We start from the raw sequence: 18,022 nt of genomic DNA, 5'->3' as shown, positions 1-18,022 counted from the left end.
TTTGCATCCCCTCACTGTGTCTTCTCTTTTAGTGTATCAAAAAAATCGGCAAAACAGAAAAAAGGTCAGCTATTTTACGTGAGCTGACCAAGTACATAGGTGAGATCGTCCTTCTTGTCTTGTGTGTATGTTTCAAGTTGTTTGGCAATGTCTGCAACTGAATGACTATGCTTTAAACACATTCTCATGTTTGGCACATTCAATCCGTCTGAATACATAATGAATGTTGATCCTTTTTCGTAGGAATAGGTGTATGTTTTATATTTTCTAGGTTTCCCTGATAAGTATCCTGATGTCGGAAGTGGATAAATATAGTCGCCAGAAGGAGCATTCAAGATGAACCGAATATTACCAACCGAACAATAGGTAAATTGCTGCTGGGAAAAATTCACCTTTAAGATCGCAACTGTGGCTCCGCGTTTATTTTTCATCGCCTGATTGCATCTTTCGATGAGGGTCGTCATATCCTCATGTCCATATTCTTCGACAATTTCGCTGACTAAAGAAGATGATTCATTGGCGAACTGACCGCTGCCTAATCCGTCTGCCACAGCACAAATTAGTTCTTCATCATCTGCTTTAATAAAAAAACTGTCCCCACAGCATGATTTCCCTTCTTTATTCGATTGATAGATAATGGCATTCACATGCTCGTGCTGTTCAATCTGCTTCATTACCCTAGCTCCATAGACGCATCTTCTGATAATGCATCTCGTAGCTTTTTAACTGCCTTCCGTTGCAGTCTCGATACATGCATTTGGGATATCCCTAGTAAATCGCCTGTTTCTTTCTGACTCTTATTTTGCAAATAAGTCAGGTTGATAATCTCTTTTTCTCGATCTGTCAGAACATGAAGCACACTCTCAAGCATCATTTTTTGGTTTACACGTTCGTAGCCCTCTTCTTGTGAGCCGACAACGTCTAAAATGGTGACTGTACTTCCTTCAGAATCAGCCTCTACGCCTTGGTCAACAGACAGTGCTTGATAGCTTTTGCCCATCTCCATGGTTTCCAGTACTTCTTCCTCTGTCACATCTAGATATTCTGCAATTTCTTGAACTTTAGGTGATTTTTGCGTCTCCGTTGTCAGATGATCAACGGCCATCTTGATTCTTGGTCCAAGCTCTTTGATCCGCCTTGGTACATGGACACTCCATGTTTTATCTCGTAAAAAGCGTTTGATTTCCCCAATGATGGTTGGAATGGCAAAGGCTTCAAATGATTTACCGACGAGTGGGTCATATCGCTTAATAGCGCCAAGTAAACCAATCATTCCAACTTGTCTGAGATCCTCATGAAAGCTTTTTCCTTTTGAATATTTTTTTGCCAACATATCGACCAAGTTTGTATAGCATTCGACCAGCGTGAGCTGCGCCTGCTCATCTTGGTTGGATTGATAGCTTTGGATAAGGCGATCCACTTCATCTTTAGTTAGTTTCATAGTTTTGGATGGTTGTGTCATGGTCAACTCGCTCCCTGTTTAAAAACTTTGTCATCGCAACGGTAACTCCGGAGTTTGCTTGCACCTCGACTTCATCCATCAATGTTTGCATTAAGTATAAACCAAGACCTCCTTCTGCCAATTGATCCACCGTATGAGCAGATGTGTAAGGCCCTAATCCTTCCTGCTTTTGCTTAAAGTCAAAGCTACCGCCTTTGTCAGCAACAATGATTTCTAGACGATCCTCATAGACAAGAAAGCGAACTGCTACCTCTCCATCTTCGCCATGTTCACCTTTATAGGCATGCTGAACTGCATTTGTACAGGCCTCACTGACGGCAATTTTTAAATCTTCAATCTCTTCGTAAACATAGCCCATTCGGCTTGCTACGCCTGAAAGAGTCAGGCGGATGATGCCTACGTATTCTGGTTTCGCTGGGATTTTCATCTCGATTAGATCTACTGATTCGTTCATTGTACCCCACCCTCTGTCTTTGCAGAAATGTCAATGATGTCCTTTAGTCCAGTAATTTCAAACAACCTTACAAGCCGTTCTGACAAGTTCTCAAGCTTTAGTGTTCCACCTGCTTTTTGAGCCGCTTTAAACAGCCCAACAAATACACCTAATCCTGTACTATCCATATACGTAACATCCTTCAAACAAATTTCAAGATGCTCTCCCGCCTCGGCTTTAGGCATGAGTGTTTCTCTTAGCTGAGGAGCAGAGTACACATCGATTTCTCCGCTGACACTAATTTTTGTTTTTTGATCTATTTGATGCTCTTTCACTGTCATATTCATTATGCATTCACCTCGAAATTCTTGTTTCCTAGAATTTTATATACCCGCATCTTCACTTTCTAAACCTTTCTTTTGAGCACAAGTAAAGTGAAGTCATCGTGAAGCTGAAAATCTTGTAGCTTGAGTAAGCTGGCATAGATGGCATCGACCATTTCCTGAGCTGAGTAGGATAGGTGCTCTGCTATAAGCGCTTTGATATCCTCCCGCTCTAAAAAGCCGTCCTCCGACTTAGATTCTGTGACACCATCAGAGAATAAGATCACCATATCTCCTACGTCCAAATGCTTCTCATACTGCTTATAATCAAAATCTGGTGCGATTCCAAGGACAAGCCCTTTTGCATCTAAATCGTAAAATTGGTTCTCTTGATTGCAATAGAAAAAGCCCGGCTCATGACCAGCCGATGCATATTTAAATTCATGCGTTTCTTTATTATAACTGCCATAAAACATGGTGATAAACATACTTGGGTCTACGTTTTGCTCGACAACACGATTAAGGGTTTTCAGCACTTTAGTTGGGCCGCTCCCTGACTCAGGCAAGGAATCCATCGCATATTTAATCATCGACATACAAAGCGCAGCTGGGATTCCCTTTCCAATGACATCTGCGATCGCAATATTAATCGTATCGTGATCCGTTACAAAATGGTAATAATCTCCACTCATCTGTTTTGCCGGTACACTGATCGCCCCAATATCGAACGTATCTCCTTCTGGAATTTTCGTTTCCAGAAGGGTTTGCTGAACATTTGCAGCAATTTCAATTTCAGATTTAATTTCTTGCTGGATGCCTCTAAGTGTTAAATGTTCCTGATAGGCAAGTCCGTACCCAATCATGACTTCAATTAAGAAGTCTAGTGAATGAAAAACATCTTCCGGCAAATCAGGGTAAAGCTCCTGAATCACTTTTCGGTGAACACTCACTATTTCTTCAGGAGGTATTTGATGCTCAATGGTTTTACGGCTAAATTTTTGAGCTTGATAAAGCGATGTTTCAGTTAAATCACTGATATAACGACTGAGCAGCTGATGGTACCGTTGCTCCATTACCTCCTTAAAATCCATGGTTTCCCTCCTAGCGAAGCCACTTAACAGCTTGTATCTCCGTTCCTTGTTCTGGTGCAGAATCTAATTTAAATTCATCCATCAGTCTTCTGACGCCCGGCAAGCCTGCTCCGAGTCCGCCTGATGTAGAAAATCCGTCTTCCATCACTTTACGTATATCCATGATGCCAGGCCCCTCATCGGCTGCGATGACCTTGAGTCCACGCTTTCCGCGCTCCATCACTTCTTCTATACAAATCTGACCTTTACCAGCGTATAAATAGATGTTTCGAGCTAATTCTGAAATGGCCGTCGTAATTCTTGCTTGGTCAACTGTTCCAAAACCAAGTTCTTTTGCTACATTGCGCCCCAATTGTCTTGCTGCGACTATATCCCATTCCGTCAATATTTTCACACAGGATTGGTCTTTCATATCTATTCCCCCAATTCCCGCTTCAGTGTCTCAAGCCCTTGTTCAAGATCTAGTGCTGTCTGAATTTCTTCCAGTGATATACCAAGTTCAATAAGCGTCACAGCGACTGCCGGCTGTATTCCTGTTAATACAACTTTTGCCCCCATGAGCTTGGACATGGTGATCACATCACCTAATACCTTTGCGATAAATGAATCAATCATATCGACAGATGTTAAATCAATGACAACACCGTTTGCTCCTGTTTCATGAATTTTATTCAGTAAGTCTTCTTGAAAGTGAAGAGCTGTTTGATCATCAAGCTCCCACTGTATTGAAATCAGAAGACAGTTATATAGTTTTAAGATTGGAATCTTCGGGTGATTTCTCAATTGGTTATCCCTCCAATGAAACAATTTTTCGATTTGTCATTTCCAAAGCAGTTTGAATTCCTTTTTGAAGGGTATTCTTTGTTGTAACCTGTGATAAATCAATTCCAAGGTTAACGATCGTTTGGGCTATTTCTGGGCGAATACCGACAAGTAAACACTTCGCTCCTACTAATCTCACAGCCTCTGACGCTTGAATGATATGGTGGGCCACCATTGTGTCCACGACAGGTACACCCGTGATATCAATTAAGACGACCTCTGAGCGATGTTTGACAACACCATTGAGCAGGTTCTCCATAATTTTTTTCGCACGATCTGTATCAATTGTTCCAACAAGTGGCATGACGGTGATGTGCTCAAATACAGGAATTAGCGGGGCAGAAAGTTCCTGCAGCGCCATTTTTTGAAGGCTGACGGTTTTTTCCCATGAGATGGAGTACTGGTTTAAGATCTCGTTATGGATGGGTGTGATGAATCGATCGATTTGCCAAATGAGGTCATGACTTTCTTGTGTTGTATCTTTGTCATCGTTCATTTTTTCATATAAATGTGTACGGATTTCCGTTAGACCGTTTGCCAGTAACTTAAGTGATATACCCATTTGAACAATTTTTAAAGCAAAATTTTGCACTTTTTCTTCAAAATCCTCACTATACCCCTCTGAAAGAGATGTAATGATGAGTTGAACATATTCCGAACAGATGGTTTCATACATTTTGTCGTTCAGCATCATGTCCGTTTCTTTTTCTCCGAGTCGTTTTAAAATGTCCGTCCACTCTTTTTCTAATTCCTTTTGATGCTTTCTTGCAAAAGCTAACACGATATGATTCGACATGTTTTACCCCCTACTTACATTTAAAGCTCTTCTTTAGTCTTTCTTCATTATAACGTTAATAAAAATTGAACACAAAAAAAAGTTGCTCCAGTAGAGCAACCATATCTCACCATATTAAAAATCAATAAGAGCCAAACTAACTTGTAAGGCTTCATCAACCTTCTCCATCATCTCATCATCAAGATGTGTGATTTTATCTGTCAATCTTTGTTTATCGATTGTACGAATCTGTTCCAAAAGAATGACAGAATCTCGTTCAAAGCCGTAGCGCTTTGCATTAATTTCGACGTGAGTCGGTAATTTCGCTTTTTGTATTTGGGCTGTTATGGCTGCAACGATAGCAGTCGGGCTAAAGCGATTTCCAATGTCATTTTGAATCACCAATACCGGGCGAACCCCGCCCTGCTCGGAGCCAACAACAGGAGATAAATCAGCAAAGTAAACATCACCGCGTTTAACAATCAAATGTTTAACCCCCGCTGACTAATCGCTCAACTGTATTCTCAGCCTCAAACTCTGCGTATTGTGCCTCTGAAGAGATATTCAGATTAATTTTCGCCATCTCCATGTAGCCGCGTCTCATCGATTCACGATTTTGTCGAATATTACGTTCACGAATATACGTTTTTGTCGCTCGGTAGATCAATTCATTTCTTGTTACCTTATCCTGCTCTGCTACTCGTTCGATCTCAGACATTAAAGCCTCCGGCAGTCGAATCTTCATTTCATTTGTTGCGCTGGATTCAGACAAAAAACATACACCTCCACAAAACTTACGGATACCGTATCGATCCATTCCAAGACTAATCATACCATTATTCAATGCACAAGCAAAGCTGTTTCATGATTTCTTTTTTAGATGATGATATTGCGTTCGGCCACCCGTAAATCAAGATGATAATGGAGTTCCTCTTTCCCATTATACGCTTTTTTCCGAAAATCATACGGTATTTCCAAAATCTCTAAAAAAGGGAGAATGTTTACCCTACTTTTGTCGAATAAAAAAGAACGAAGTCAGTTTGACTATCGTTCTTTTGAATGTTGTTTATAAAAAACTTGGCCCGCCTTGAAGGAGCGGATTCCGCACATGCACTCTTTCGCCGTCCTCTATATATACTCTTGGGACGCGGTGGCCAATCGAACAAGTGACTTCATAGTTAATGGTTTCAAGCCTTTTGGCGATTTCATCGACTGATACCATGTCTTCTCCTTGCTGACCAATCAAAACGACCGGCTCCCCTACTGGAAGCTTGTCTTTCAGTTCAATCATGAATTGATCCATGCAAACCCTTCCTGCGATCTTCCGGCGCTTTCCGCCAACAAGCACTTCCGTTCCTGCCAGCTTCCTGATCCATCCATCTGCATAGCCGACTGGAACCGTGCCGATCCACGTATCTTGATTGGCTGTATACGTCGCCCCATAGCTGACACTCTCACCCTTTTGAATATGCTTTACATGGGCAAGCTTTGTATGAAGAGACATGGCTTCTTCGAGATTGAAAGGCAATTCATCTTTGATTTCTTCAGACGGTGACAGCCCGTACATACTGATGCCGAAGCGAACCATATTAAACAAAACGTCTTTAAACCTTAAAGCTGCAGCACTGTTGGCGCAATGAATGAGCAGCTTGTCCGTATGAAGCGGCTCAAGCAGTGTTTGAAAGGTGTCGACCTGCCGATCAAAGTAGGCTTCATCCTTTTCATCTGCTGTCGCAAAGTGAGTAAATACGCCTTCCAGCTGTAAATAAGAGTGCTCGCTGACAAGCTTTTTCACTTCGTTCACTTGCTCTATCGTTTTCACACCTAATCGGTTCATTCCGCTGTCTATTTTCAAATGAAAACGTATCGGTTGTCCCATCTGCCCTTTCACCATTTTGGTGACGTCTCTCAGCCAATCGATGGAGTAAGCGGTCATGATGACATTGTATCGAACGGCTGCTTTGACATATTCCGGCGGTACAGCGCCGAGTACAAGTATTTTTGCTGTGATGCCTTTATTTCTTAAAGAAACGGCCTCATCTAAAAAGGCGACGGCTAATACGTCTGCTCCTGCTTTGAGAGCAGCTCTTGCCACTTCTATATCTCCATGTCCATATGCATTGGCTTTCACCACAGCCATCAGTTGAACACTTTGACCGATATGATCTTTCATATGTGAAACATTATGCTTGATTGCTGATAAATTAATTTCTGCCCATGTGTCTCTATAAAAGGCATTTGTGTCCATCCGTCACACTTCCCTATTGAATGATTCAATCCCCTCATATGATACTAAAAATCAAGAATAAAGTGAAACAAATCAAAAAAATCAGCCCTTGCATAGGGCTGATTTAGATTGTTGACAAAGTGCTAATATGATGTTTATTTTAGCACTTTGTCTTCTTTTCAGCGTGATAGAAAACCTTTGAAGTCTAGGAAGGGCGGCTACTTTTGCGGAGCGAATTGAACATTCGTGAGCACCAGCGCGCAGACCTGACAACGAATGCGAGGGTTTGTCTACACGCTGAATCAGCCCTTGCATAGGGCTGATTTTTCATTTCTAAGGCTCTCGCCTGAGGTATTTATTTAGCTGACTGGCCTTCTACACTCTTTGCAACCATCAAGAGCTCTTCCTTCGATAGATCACTTGAAGAAATCAAGTAGTCCACTCCGTCAGATGTCCATGAAAGGGATTGATCTGTAAGAACCCCAACTGTCATGCCAAGGTCGACTGGCTCACCGTTCATTGTCACAGGCGTAGATGCTTCAGCGACTCTCGCTTTTTCCTGAATAAGTGTGAAGGATTTCTTTCCGCCATACGTCATGACATAACGCTTCCCGGTATCTGTCATCATTTCTTTCTCTTCCATCTTTTTCACACCCTCTGGCATGTCAACTGGCGTTTTCACCGCAAAGCTGTCAGATGGGTCTGCACTTGTGGCAACATCCATTTGAGAGAGTGTCATGTTTTTCTTCTCATCAAATGCATCTTTGCCAAAGGATTTATTGAATTCAAAGTGAGAGAATTCCACTTTCACCATTGGCTTTTTGTCGCTATCCAGCACTTTCACACTGGCAGGCGCCATTGTTTTTTTATGAAAAATAATCTCTTGGGTAGGCAGCATTTGGTTGTGCTGATAATTGGTTTTGGTTTCAAACACATACTTTGAATCTTTCGCTTTGAACTGAGCGGCACTGTCATTTTTAATATCCTTCACGAGTGACTCAAATAAGTAGACCTGACTGCTATTATTCGGCCAATCACTGTGGAAACGGAAGCTCTTGTTCAATGAAGGTGTCAGCACAAACACACCATTGCCATTTCTTAAAATGACTTGACTCTGATCCTTTTTCGGATTTTCTAAATAGACACGGTAAAGTTCCGGCTTCTTGTACCAAATCTCTACTTGATACTCCTGCGGGTCATTTCCTGTCTCAATGGTCATTTTTGCTTTGGCTTTGTATGATGTCATTTCCTCTGCCTTTTTGTTTAAATCTCCAACGATATCCTGCTGAGATTTTTGACCGCATGCGGAGAGAATCAGTACAAAAAGGATTCCCGTTACAAGCAAAACAAAGCTTTTTCTCACCCTTTTCAACCCCTTCGTTAATTGTGTTAAAAGGAAGAAACCGCTTGTTTGACTTTAACAGTACGCCTCAAGAGTTAACTGCGTACCGCGAACCATCAAAGCCTTTTAGCAACTCGCCCTTCCTTATCGCACTACCCAATATATGAAGGGGGGACAAACAATATGCAGACTAGCTTGACAACCTTTCAATTAAAACTTGTGCAGCAGCATATTCTTTCGTGTGAGTGATGGACACATGAACCTGGTCACCCTTCGTCTTTTCGCTTTTGATGAAGGGTTTTCCAAGTTCGTCTTTATGGATTTCCATATCATGAAAGCTTAAATGCCGGCCAATTCCCGTTCCATATGCCTTAGCGAAAGCTTCCTTTGCTACAAAACGTCCTGCCAAAAATTCCAGCTGCCTCTTTTCACTAAGTGCGTGAAAGATGTCTTGTTCATTTAACGTTAAAATCCGTTCTGGTAAACGAGGCTGTCTGCTAAGCACGCGCGCGAGCCGGTTGATCTCTACTATATCAATACCTATTCCTTTGATCATGAGGTACCTCCTATGATACTCGTACTAATTTGGATGTTCTCTTCATAAACGTGTTACTATAAACTTACCATTATCTAGTCAAAAGGGGTTTGTTATGTTTATTCGAACGGAGAGCTTTCAACAATTTATTAGATCTTATCCAATCGTCACAACGATCCTTGCTTTGCAATTTGGTCTATGGCTTATATTTGCGCTTCCTATCCCTCTTATACAGCTTGGTCACGACCATCTCGTCGGTTTCAATTATGGTGTAGCTACTGGAGAATGGTGGCGGCTCGTCACACCTGTTTTCCTTCACGGAAGTCTGACCCATATTTTGTTCAATTCTATGTCTTTGTTCTTATTCGCTCCAGCGCTTGAACATTTGCTTGGGAAGGTTCGATTTCTCATTATCTATCTTGGTGCAGGATTCATTGGCAATCTCGGAACCTATTGGGTGGAGCCTTTAGAGTATGTACATGTCGGCGCTTCTGGTGCCATCTTCGGTTTGTTTGGCGTTTATTTATACCTTGTTCTATTTAAACCGCATATGATGGACCGCGGTAATTCTCAGGTGATCTTAACGATTCTTGCAGTCTCTGTCATCATGACGTTCGTCAACTCAAACATCAATATTATGGCTCACTTATTTGGATTAATCGGCGGCATGCTCCTAGCACCTCTTACGCTACTTTTCCATACAAAAAAAAGACGCTACTAACCTCATAAAAAATGTCGATCACTCCTATGAACAGGAAGCGGATCGACATTTTTTGTTTAAGAAGATTTATTTTTTTCATATGAATACCAATCCATTACACGTGCTGCATCTTCTTCCTCAAGGTGATGAACACCAAAGGAATCAAGCAGCGCAGAGGATTTCACAAAGGTGTGAATACTCGCCACTCGGCCTTTCTTTTGAAAGAAAGATTGCGTCATCGTATAGTTTTGCATTCGTTTCCTCAAGACAATGCCGGTGGTTTTGCCAATGCCTCTTGATGTCAGTTGAATCAATGGATCTTTGATCGTATAGCCTGATTGTTTATAAGCTAAATAGCCAAAAACCAAAGCAATAGGAAGCGGAATGAGTGCCAAATACCCCCATGGCGGGAAACGGACAGATAGGATCACGCCGACAAGTAATGGTACAAAGCCGAAAGAGATCAGATAGCGCTTGAGTGAACGCTTTGGCACCTTTTTCAGTTCAGCTTCTGGCTCCAAATGATAATCATCTGTGAATTGAGAGAGCAGTTCGTTGATTTTTTTCTTCCGAATCAGTGGAAATAAGACGGAAGAGGTTTCTTTTTCGGTAATAGAACCTCCTGCACTCACAAGCATCACCGTCGCAAAACCAAAGGGTTCACGGAGAATATTTTCTTTGATTTTCACTGCTTGAATTCTCGCAAGTGGAATGGTCATTTGATGCCTCTCAATGAGCCCTCTTGTGATGATGATGTCTTTCCCTTTTCGTTTTGCGGTAAAATTTGCATATTGAAGGGCCGTTACCCCAACACTAAGAATCCACGCAATCAATACGGCAATAAATATGAGAATCGCATAAATCTCAACACTCGCATGACTTAAAAAAGAGAACCGCTTGAAGAATCCGTCCAAAGGAAGAATTTCATCTATTTGTGTGTAAATGGCGAGACACCCAGAAATAATGACTCCGATCCCACTTGAAGTGGTCGCAGCCAAAAGCAGCTCTGGTATACCCATTCGGTAGGAAACATTGATTTCTTTTTCTACAGGTTGCTGCGCTGTCAGAGTATCATGCGGGACATCCCCATTTTCATCCACCATTTCTTCTTGCTGCAAGCTTTTCTTCCGGTTGAAAATCGATTGCTTTAATTGTTCCGCTTCTGCTTTTGTAATTGCCGTCAGACTCACTTCCGGACCGTCTGTTCCGCCAGCTGTTTCAATTTGGACACGCACCAAACCAAAAATCCGCTGGAAGATACCTTCACTTGTATTCACCGTTTGAATTCGTTCTAACGAAATATATTTTTTCTTTTTTGTGATGACGCCCGATTCCACGCGAAATTCATCCTCTTCCATCCGGTAGGTAAATCGCCTCCATGCTAAAACGGTTGAAACAGCTTTCCATAAAAGAAGCACACCAAGAATGATAAATGCATAAAAACGAATGCTCGAGTTCGAGTTCACAAAAATAAGTACGAAAAAAGGGATAATGAAGTTTTTGATCATGGCTACGGCATCTGATATAAAATCAATGAACATCGAGATTGGATGTACACGTTTTGGTTCAGACATCATCTTCCGTCACCCTTGCTAAACGAGATATGTAATCACGAAGCTCATCTGCTTCTTCTAATTCTAGCGCCGGTATATCATGAACTGTGGCAGCAGTCGATATTTGAACAGATGCCAAACGGTAGCGCCTTAAAAGCGGCCCTTGTGATGTATCGACATGCTGGACACGAACCATGGGTACAATCACACGTGTAACGCGAATGAGTCCATGCTGAATTTCAATTTCATTTTCGAATACTTCGTAGCGCCAGATACGATGACGGATTTTCGGTATAAGCCAAATGCCAAAAATGACCTGTAAGACCCATAAACCGGTGAGGATGGCGCCAATCCAATATGGCCATTGAAGATAATAACTAGCAACAAATACCCCAATGATGATGAGTAAGAAAATCAATGAGATAATTCCATTTTGAAGACGCCATACCTTTAAACCATTTAAACTAATTTGACGTTGCGGCTGTTTTCTCACATTCTTCCCCCATTCTCTTACTTTTCTATCAATATATTACGAAACAAATCCTAAAAAGTTTCAGCAAACCTGTTAAAAAAAAGCGAATCCTGCAAAGGATTCGCTTTAGATTGTTGACAAAGTGCTAAAATGATGTTTATTTTAGCACTTTGTCTTCTTTTCAGCGTGATAGAAAACCTTTGAAGTCTAGGAAGGGCGAGCACTGGCGCGGAGCGAATTGAACATTCGTGAGCACCAGCGCGCAGACCTGACAACGAATGCGAGGGTTTGTCTACACGCTGAAGCGAATCCTGCAAAGGATTCGCTTTTGAATTAGCTATTATAAGATTTCTTTTGACGACGATCGCTAGAAGAACGATTGCGGTCATTTGAAGAGCGCTTTTTATCACCGTAAGATGAGCGGCTTTTCCCGCGATAGCCGCCTCCGCCGCCACCGTCTCTACGTTTAGAAGAGCTGCGGTTGTTACGATTGTGTTTTGAAATCATTGGTGCTTCATCTGTCAAACGAACAGGTGTTGCATCTGGCTCTTTTGTCATCATTTTGATGGCAGCCGCAACCACTGTGACAGAATCATGATCTTCTAGCAATTCAGCAGCAGCTGTCATGTAGAAGTTTAAGTTGTTTTCACTGATGATTGTGCGCAGCCGATCAATGGTTACTTGCTGTTGACCTTCAATTGCTTCATCTAGAGTTGGTTCTTTCATACGTTCCATTTTACGGTTAGTCGTTTTCTCAATCGCACGAAGCATATCTTTTTCACGCGGTGTGATGAATGTCACCGCCATACCTGTACGTCCAGCACGGCCTGTACGTCCAATACGGTGGACGTAGCTCTCTGGATCTTGTGGTACGTCAAAGTTATACACGTGTGTTACGCCTGAGATATCAAGTCCACGTGCTGCAACGTCTGTTGCTACAAGCACATCGATTGAACCTTCTTTGAATTTGCGAAGCGCAACCATACGTTTCGCTTGAGTTAGGTCACCATGAATCCCTTCAGCTGTATAACCTCTAAGGTTAAGCGCTTCTGACAATTCGTCAACACGGCGTTTCGTACGACCGAAGACAATTGAAAGCTCAGGTGATTGAATGTCAAGAAGACGTGTCAATGTATCAAACTTCTTACGTTCGTGAATATCCAAGTAGAACTGTTGGATGTTAGAGACAGTCATTTCTTTCGCTTTTACTTTTACGTGTTCTGGGTTGGTCATGAAACGTTCCGCAATGCGCTTAATTGGTGCAGGCATTGTCGCAGAGAATAAAAGGGTTTGGTGTTCACTTGGTACATTTGAAAGGATCGATTCAATGTCTTCGATGAAACCCATGTTTAGCATTTCGTCTGCTTCATCAAGCACAACAGTCTCAACATTTTGAAGACGCATTGTACGACGGTTAATGTGATCGAGTAAACGTCCTGGAGTCCCTACGATGATATGAGGATTTTTCTTGAGCGAACGGATTTGGCGGCTGATATCTTGTCCACCGTAAATCGGAAGTACGCGCGCACGCTTGTCTTGGCCAATTTTGTATAGCTCTTCAGATACTTGAATCGCTAATTCTCTTGTTGGCGCAATGATAATCGCTTGGATATTTGGAGACGCTGGGTCAATTTTTTCTACAAGAGGAATACCAAATGCTGCAGTTTTTCCTGTTCCTGTTTGTGCTTGTCCAATGACATCTTTATTCTGAAGACCGAGAGGAATTGTTTCCGCTTGAATCGGTGTTGCTTCTTCAAATCCCATGCGGTTAATAGCTTTCATGAGACTTTCGCTTAATTGAAAATCTTGAAACGTTATAGTCAAATTATTCAAACTCCTTCTAATTGCTGTTTCAGTAATCTCGTGAATGATCATTAAAAACTGCCCTTTTCCGAAAGGACAGGTCCATTATATACAAAGCCCGAATTACCCTACCTTATATCTTACCATTACACTATTTGTTTTTCAACAAGACAGAAATGGATATATCTACTGTTCCACAATGACAGATTCACCATCACTTTGATCTCCATCCATCCATTTCCACTTTTCGAACAGTTGAATTTTTCCGTTATCCAACTGCTTAGGTGTAGAATTGCAAGACCCGCTTCTCATGCTACCGTCTTTGCTGACATGGTGGTACCTAAAATGAAGTGTTCCATCCTCATTTACAGTTCCTACAAGTACACCAGATACAATACTGCCGCCTTGATATGTGCCCGTTAATATATTCCCGTCCTGACGATATTGAAATATGGTGCCTGCCGATACTTCTCCGTTACTCGAATTAGACTGCGGGACAAAGGTTTTTCCGTCATATTGAAACAACCGAATCAGCCACCTTTTCTTTCCTATTGTACCATAGGCTTGTCACTCATTCGACAAAAATGATGCAATTTTTAACAAGTGGGATTCAATTTATATTAGTTTAGCCACATTTTCGCTTTTCTATAGATTAAATTGTTTTTTTTAGAAATTGCTCTACTTTTTCAAACAATTGCTGTGCACACGGCTCGTGACAAACGTGGTGTTTACAGTCAGGTAAATAAAATATTTCTTTCTGTCGAGACGGGATTTTATGATCAATAAATTGTGCACTTGAAGCTGGCACAATCCCATCGCTTTCCCCTTGAACAATTAACACAGGGAGGTGAAGCTTCTCAAGGGAGCTCTTTGTTTGCTTCACCAGCTTCATAAATTCTACAGCGGCTGACAGCGGTGTGCTCGTTAGCTTATGACGGTATCTATCATACAAAGGATTCGTATCAATCAATCCAGACAATGATTGCTTCACCATCTGCCTTGTGTCTTGAATCATTTGTTTTGGATTCACATATTTCGCCGCAGCACTTAAAAGGACGAGACGAGCAACTGGATACTTCGCTGCAAGATAAGAAGCAATCATTCCTCCCATAGAAAACCCGATCAAAAAAATGGTATCACATGTTCGGTAAAGAGAAAGAAGTTCTAATTCAGCTGTCGCAATCCATTCTTGATAGAGAATGCCTTTTAGTTGAAGTTCATCTCCATGCCCCGGAAGCGTGACAGACTGAACGTTCCAATCTGTCTTCTGCTTTAAATATTGCGCTAGCGGTTCCACTTCATAGGGGGCGCCAGTGAATCCATGTATACATAGACAGCCAATCATTCTGTCACCTTCTTTGCCGCTCTCTTTTTATAGTGCAGTAATGACTTCTTCTAATCTCATGCCGCGAGAGGCTTTGACGAGAACAACATCGTCAGGACCTGCTACGTCAGCAAGTTTTTTCTTCAGTTCCTCTTTGTCCATAAATGAGAACACGCGCGCGTCACCGAATGATTTCTTTGCTCCTTCAGCGATGAATGCACCTAGGCGGCCATACGTCATCACATGATCAATAAATTCAGGCTTGATATAGCGGCCTAGTTCATAATGATACGTTTCTTCTTCGCTGCCCATCTCAAGCATGTCTCCAAGGACAAGAATGCGATTTGCGAAGCCGTCCATATCTCCTACAAGATCAATGGCAGCTTTCATGGAAGTAGGGCTTGCATTATATGCATCATTGATAACAGTGATTCCTTTTTCCGTTTTAAACAGTTCAAGACGCATCCCTGTCAACTTTGTTTGCATGAGTCCTTGGGCGATTTGTCTTTCATTCAGTCCGAAATGCTGGCCTATGGCAATGGCAGCAAGGGCATTCTTTACATTATGTTTCCCTAATACAGGAATGAGAAAACCCTGGGCATACCCTTCGACCTGAAATTCAGTTCCTTCTGCAAGCTGGTTGATATGCGTTACCTTGATATCACAGTCCTCTGCTTCTCCAAAGGTTTTCACTTGCTGCGAAAGTAGAGTCGCTCTCTCTCGGATCAAAGGTTCATCTCCTAAATAATAAAAGGTCCCATCCTCTTTTAGCCCTTTTGTGATCTCACATTTTGCATCAGCAATGGCTTCTCTTGATCCTAAATCTTGCATATGAGATTCTCCGATATTAGTGATGACTGCTGCATCAGGCTCAGCTAGGTTTGACAAGAACTCGATCTCGCCTTTTGCACTCATGCCCATCTCCAATACAGCTATCTCTGTACCTTCTGGCATCGCAAGAATGGTGAGCGGAAGACCGATATGATTATTAAAGTTACCGTCTGTTTTATGAACTTGATACGTTGTTTGTAAGACGGAATGAATCATATCTTTCGTTGTCGTTTTCCCGTTACTTCCTGTAATACCGACAACACGAGGGTTTTCTTCTTTTAAATATGATTTTGCCAATTGCTGAAGTGCTGCCAGAGTATCGTCGACAAGAATGACAGGTACACCGAACGGTGGATTGGCTTCTTTTTGATTCCAAAGAACGGCTGCGGCTCCAAGCTCCACTGCTTTAGAAGCAAATGTGTGACCGTTAAAATGTTCTCCAATTAAGGGGATAAACAATGCACCTTTTGATACTTTTCGTGTATCTGTCGTCACTCCGTAAATTTGCTCTTCGCCAAAAGCTTGATTAGATAGTGTCCCACCAGCCATTTGGGCGATTTGATTCACTGTACGTTTGATCATGATTTTTTCGCCTCTCTTTCTCATTTCACGTTTGAAGGAAAAGAGACACTACCTAAGGATAGTGTCTGCTTGTTGCTCACATTAAAAAGTCGTTTTAATGGTTTGTTTTTCTTGATGGCGTTCAATTGCAAGTGACACTAGCTTTTCAATTAGCTCTGGATACTCTACACCAGTGTGCTTCCAAAGCAGCGGGAACATACTGAATGGTGTGAATCCAGGCATTGTATTCACTTCATTGATCAACACTTCGCCTTTTTCTGTGAGGAAGAAGTCTGCACGTACAAGACCAGAACCGTCTAGGGATTTAAATGCCTTAATCGCCATATCATGAATCGTCTTGTATTCATCTTCTGACACACTCGCAGGAATGATCAAATCTGTATCGCCATCTTCATATTTTGCTTTGTAGTCATAAAAATCTGTTTTAGGTGCAATTTCACCAACGACAGAGCATTTCGGCTCGTCATTTCCTAATACACCAATCTCGATTTCTCTTCCTACAACGCCTTCTTCTACGACCACACGACGATCATATTGGAAAGCCAAGTCGAATGCGGTTTGTAGCTCTTCTTTGCTGCGGCATTTGCTTATTCCAACACTTGATCCCATGTTGGCAGGTTTCACAAAGCATGGATAGCCAAGTACTTGTTCCACCTGTTCTAAGCTGTCTGCCGTGGCTTTCTCATAGTCTTTTTTATTGAAGGAAAGGTGCTTTGCTTGTGCAAGTCCTGCTTGAGCAAAAACATCTTTCATCATGACTTTATCCATACCCGCGGCAGAAGCAAGAACGCCGTTGCCGACATACGGGATATTTAGCAGTTCAAGTAATCCTTGCATCGTTCCATCTTCACCATTTGGCCCGTGCAATAATGGGAAGACAACATCAATCTTCTCATCAGCGGATGCAGGCTGTGGAAACATGCTCTCATTTAAAGAAGTTGGTAAAAACGTCTTTGCGCTCTGTTCAAATTGAAGCATTCTGACGTTTGATACTGGTTCAGTGAGTTTTTCTCCTCTTAGCCATTCGCCCTCTTCTGTAATATAAATTGGATGTATATCGAACTTCTCAGTGTTAAGTGCTTTTGTAACTGCAAGGGCTGTTTGCAGTGATACATTATGTTCGGCTGACTTTCCGCCGTAAATCAATCCTAAACTTATTTTCAATGGATACTCCCCCCACTAAAATTCATCTTTACTATCTTATCACTTTCAAGCAAAAATGCTCTAATTAATTTTTGTTGTTACGGAATTGAAATGATTTGTAAAGTTGTAAGCGCCTCCCGAGCATTTGTATGTCATTCGCCTTTATTTTATATTAAAATGACATTGAAAAGGAGTTGTGACAAATTGAAAAAAATCACAAGTACTGAACAATTCAATGAAATCATTCAATCTGACAAAGAAGTCATCGTTAAATTCTTTGCAACATGGTGTCCTGACTGTACAAGAATGGACATGTTCATTCCAGACATCTTAGAGGCGTATGCTCACCATGAATGGTTTGAAATAAACAAAGATGATTTCCCTGAATTAGCAGAAACGTATCAGGTCATGGGTATTCCAAGCCTGTTAATTTTCAAAAATGGCGAAAAAACAGGTCATTTACACAGTGCAAACGCAAAATCACCTGAAGAAGTGACAGAGTTTCTTCAAGGGCACGTTTCTTAAATCGTGAAACGAAGGACATCAGCAAACACTTGCTGGTGTCTTTTTTTCTCCATCTCTTACATCAAATCTCTTCATAAGA

22 protein-coding genes are annotated in these 18,022 nt (G+C 41.7%); 2 read left to right on the top strand and 20 right to left on the bottom strand.

Features of this window, described 5'->3' with window-relative positions:
- Positions 1-74 precede the first annotated feature (74 nt).
- The 13 genes from MHI33_RS02985 to acpS form a co-directional block, all read right to left on the bottom strand.
- A complete protein-coding gene (locus MHI33_RS02985) occupies positions 75-674 on the bottom strand; it encodes a PP2C family serine/threonine-protein phosphatase (RefSeq protein WP_044140574.1) in 600 nt (199 codons plus the stop codon).
- Positions 674-1,462 carry an RNA polymerase sigma factor SigB gene (gene sigB, locus MHI33_RS02980; protein WP_012009000.1) on the bottom strand — a complete coding sequence of 263 codons (789 nt, stop codon included), beginning with the start codon at positions 1,460-1,462 and terminating at the stop codon, positions 674-676. Before sigB ends, MHI33_RS02985 begins: the two co-directional genes overlap by 1 nt.
- Positions 1,428-1,916, bottom strand: coding sequence for an anti-sigma B factor RsbW (gene rsbW, locus MHI33_RS02975; protein WP_044140573.1), 489 nt, complete (start codon positions 1,914-1,916; stop codon positions 1,428-1,430). The genes sigB and rsbW overlap by 35 nt, the downstream gene beginning before the upstream one ends.
- Positions 1,913-2,242 (bottom strand): anti-sigma factor antagonist, encoded by a 330-nt coding sequence (locus MHI33_RS02970; RefSeq protein ID WP_044140572.1) that lies wholly within the window; start codon positions 2,240-2,242, stop codon positions 1,913-1,915. Before MHI33_RS02970 ends, rsbW begins: the two co-directional genes overlap by 4 nt.
- A gap of 59 nt (positions 2,243-2,301) precedes the next feature.
- Complete coding sequence (locus tag MHI33_RS02965; RefSeq protein ID WP_044140571.1) at positions 2,302-3,309, bottom strand: PP2C family protein-serine/threonine phosphatase; 1,008 nt, start codon at positions 3,307-3,309, stop codon at positions 2,302-2,304.
- Positions 3,310-3,319: 10 nt separating this feature from the next.
- Positions 3,320-3,721, bottom strand: coding sequence for an anti-sigma regulatory factor (locus MHI33_RS02960; protein WP_003214085.1), 402 nt, complete (start codon positions 3,719-3,721; stop codon positions 3,320-3,322).
- Positions 3,722-3,723: 2 nt separating this feature from the next.
- The gene (gene rsbS / locus MHI33_RS02955) at positions 3,724-4,092 is read right to left on the bottom strand and encodes an RsbT antagonist protein RsbS (protein WP_003214235.1); all 369 of its coding nucleotides are present in this window, start codon (positions 4,090-4,092) and stop codon (positions 3,724-3,726) included.
- Positions 4,093-4,096: 4 nt separating this feature from the next.
- Positions 4,097-4,927: an RsbT co-antagonist protein RsbRA gene (locus tag MHI33_RS02950; protein WP_340908985.1), complete on the bottom strand. Its 831-nt coding sequence runs from the start codon at positions 4,925-4,927 to the stop codon at positions 4,097-4,099.
- A 114-nt stretch (positions 4,928-5,041) separates the two neighbouring features.
- On the bottom strand, positions 5,042-5,392 hold the full coding sequence (gene ndoA / locus MHI33_RS02945; protein WP_003214169.1) for a type II toxin-antitoxin system endoribonuclease NdoA: 351 nt from the start codon (positions 5,390-5,392) through the stop codon (positions 5,042-5,044).
- A 4-nt stretch (positions 5,393-5,396) separates the two neighbouring features.
- The gene (locus MHI33_RS02940) at positions 5,397-5,678 is read right to left on the bottom strand and encodes a hypothetical protein (RefSeq protein WP_003214273.1); all 282 of its coding nucleotides are present in this window, start codon (positions 5,676-5,678) and stop codon (positions 5,397-5,399) included.
- A 294-nt stretch (positions 5,679-5,972) separates the two neighbouring features.
- Entirely contained in the window at positions 5,973-7,154 is a 1,182-nt protein-coding gene (gene alr, locus MHI33_RS02935) for an alanine racemase (RefSeq protein WP_340908982.1), read from the bottom strand.
- Between the two features lie 334 nt (positions 7,155-7,488).
- Positions 7,489-8,505: a LolA family protein gene (locus MHI33_RS02930; protein ID WP_340908979.1), complete on the bottom strand. Its 1,017-nt coding sequence runs from the start codon at positions 8,503-8,505 to the stop codon at positions 7,489-7,491.
- A 160-nt stretch (positions 8,506-8,665) separates the two neighbouring features.
- Positions 8,666-9,031 carry a holo-ACP synthase gene (gene acpS, locus MHI33_RS02925; RefSeq protein WP_340908976.1) on the bottom strand — a complete coding sequence of 122 codons (366 nt, stop codon included), beginning with the start codon at positions 9,029-9,031 and terminating at the stop codon, positions 8,666-8,668.
- A 94-nt stretch (positions 9,032-9,125) separates the two neighbouring features.
- Here acpS and MHI33_RS02920 point away from each other — a divergent pair, with 94 nt between their 5' ends.
- Positions 9,126-9,731 (top strand): rhomboid family intramembrane serine protease, encoded by a 606-nt coding sequence (locus MHI33_RS02920; RefSeq protein WP_340908973.1) that lies wholly within the window; start codon positions 9,126-9,128, stop codon positions 9,729-9,731.
- Between the two features lie 56 nt (positions 9,732-9,787).
- Here MHI33_RS02920 and MHI33_RS02915 read toward each other — a convergent pair whose 3' ends face one another.
- The 7 genes from MHI33_RS02915 to MHI33_RS02885 form a co-directional block, all read right to left on the bottom strand.
- Positions 9,788-11,287: a PH domain-containing protein gene (locus MHI33_RS02915; RefSeq protein WP_340908970.1), complete on the bottom strand. Its 1,500-nt coding sequence runs from the start codon at positions 11,285-11,287 to the stop codon at positions 9,788-9,790.
- Complete coding sequence (locus MHI33_RS02910) at positions 11,277-11,756, bottom strand: PH domain-containing protein (protein WP_044140563.1); 480 nt, start codon at positions 11,754-11,756, stop codon at positions 11,277-11,279. Before MHI33_RS02910 ends, MHI33_RS02915 begins: the two co-directional genes overlap by 11 nt.
- A 312-nt stretch (positions 11,757-12,068) precedes the next feature.
- The gene (gene cshA, locus MHI33_RS02905; protein WP_044140562.1) at positions 12,069-13,559 is read right to left on the bottom strand and encodes a degradosome RNA helicase CshA; all 1,491 of its coding nucleotides are present in this window, start codon (positions 13,557-13,559) and stop codon (positions 12,069-12,071) included.
- Between the two features lie 165 nt (positions 13,560-13,724).
- Positions 13,725-14,063 carry a hypothetical protein gene (locus MHI33_RS02900; RefSeq protein WP_003213982.1) on the bottom strand — a complete coding sequence of 113 codons (339 nt, stop codon included), beginning with the start codon at positions 14,061-14,063 and terminating at the stop codon, positions 13,725-13,727.
- Positions 14,064-14,190: 127 nt separating this feature from the next.
- Positions 14,191-14,883, bottom strand: coding sequence for an alpha/beta hydrolase (locus tag MHI33_RS02895; protein ID WP_113768715.1), 693 nt, complete (start codon positions 14,881-14,883; stop codon positions 14,191-14,193).
- A gap of 27 nt (positions 14,884-14,910) precedes the next feature.
- Positions 14,911-16,275: a UDP-N-acetylmuramoyl-tripeptide--D-alanyl-D-alanine ligase gene (locus MHI33_RS02890; protein WP_044140560.1), complete on the bottom strand. Its 1,365-nt coding sequence runs from the start codon at positions 16,273-16,275 to the stop codon at positions 14,911-14,913.
- A gap of 81 nt (positions 16,276-16,356) precedes the next feature.
- Positions 16,357-17,439: a D-alanine--D-alanine ligase gene (locus MHI33_RS02885; RefSeq protein ID WP_044140559.1), complete on the bottom strand. Its 1,083-nt coding sequence runs from the start codon at positions 17,437-17,439 to the stop codon at positions 16,357-16,359.
- Between the two features lie 183 nt (positions 17,440-17,622).
- Between MHI33_RS02885 and MHI33_RS02880 the strand changes: the two genes are divergently transcribed.
- The gene (locus MHI33_RS02880; RefSeq protein ID WP_034663973.1) at positions 17,623-17,943 is read left to right on the top strand and encodes a thioredoxin family protein; all 321 of its coding nucleotides are present in this window, start codon (positions 17,623-17,625) and stop codon (positions 17,941-17,943) included.
- Positions 17,944-18,022: the final 79 nt, after the last annotated feature.

Source organism: Bacillus sp. FSL K6-2971, assembly GCF_038006405.1.
Classification (GTDB): Bacteria; Bacillota; Bacilli; order Bacillales; family Bacillaceae; genus Bacillus; species Bacillus pumilus.
The sequence above is the reverse complement of the archived record's forward strand: the minus strand, read 5'-3'. Positions and strand labels throughout refer to the sequence as shown.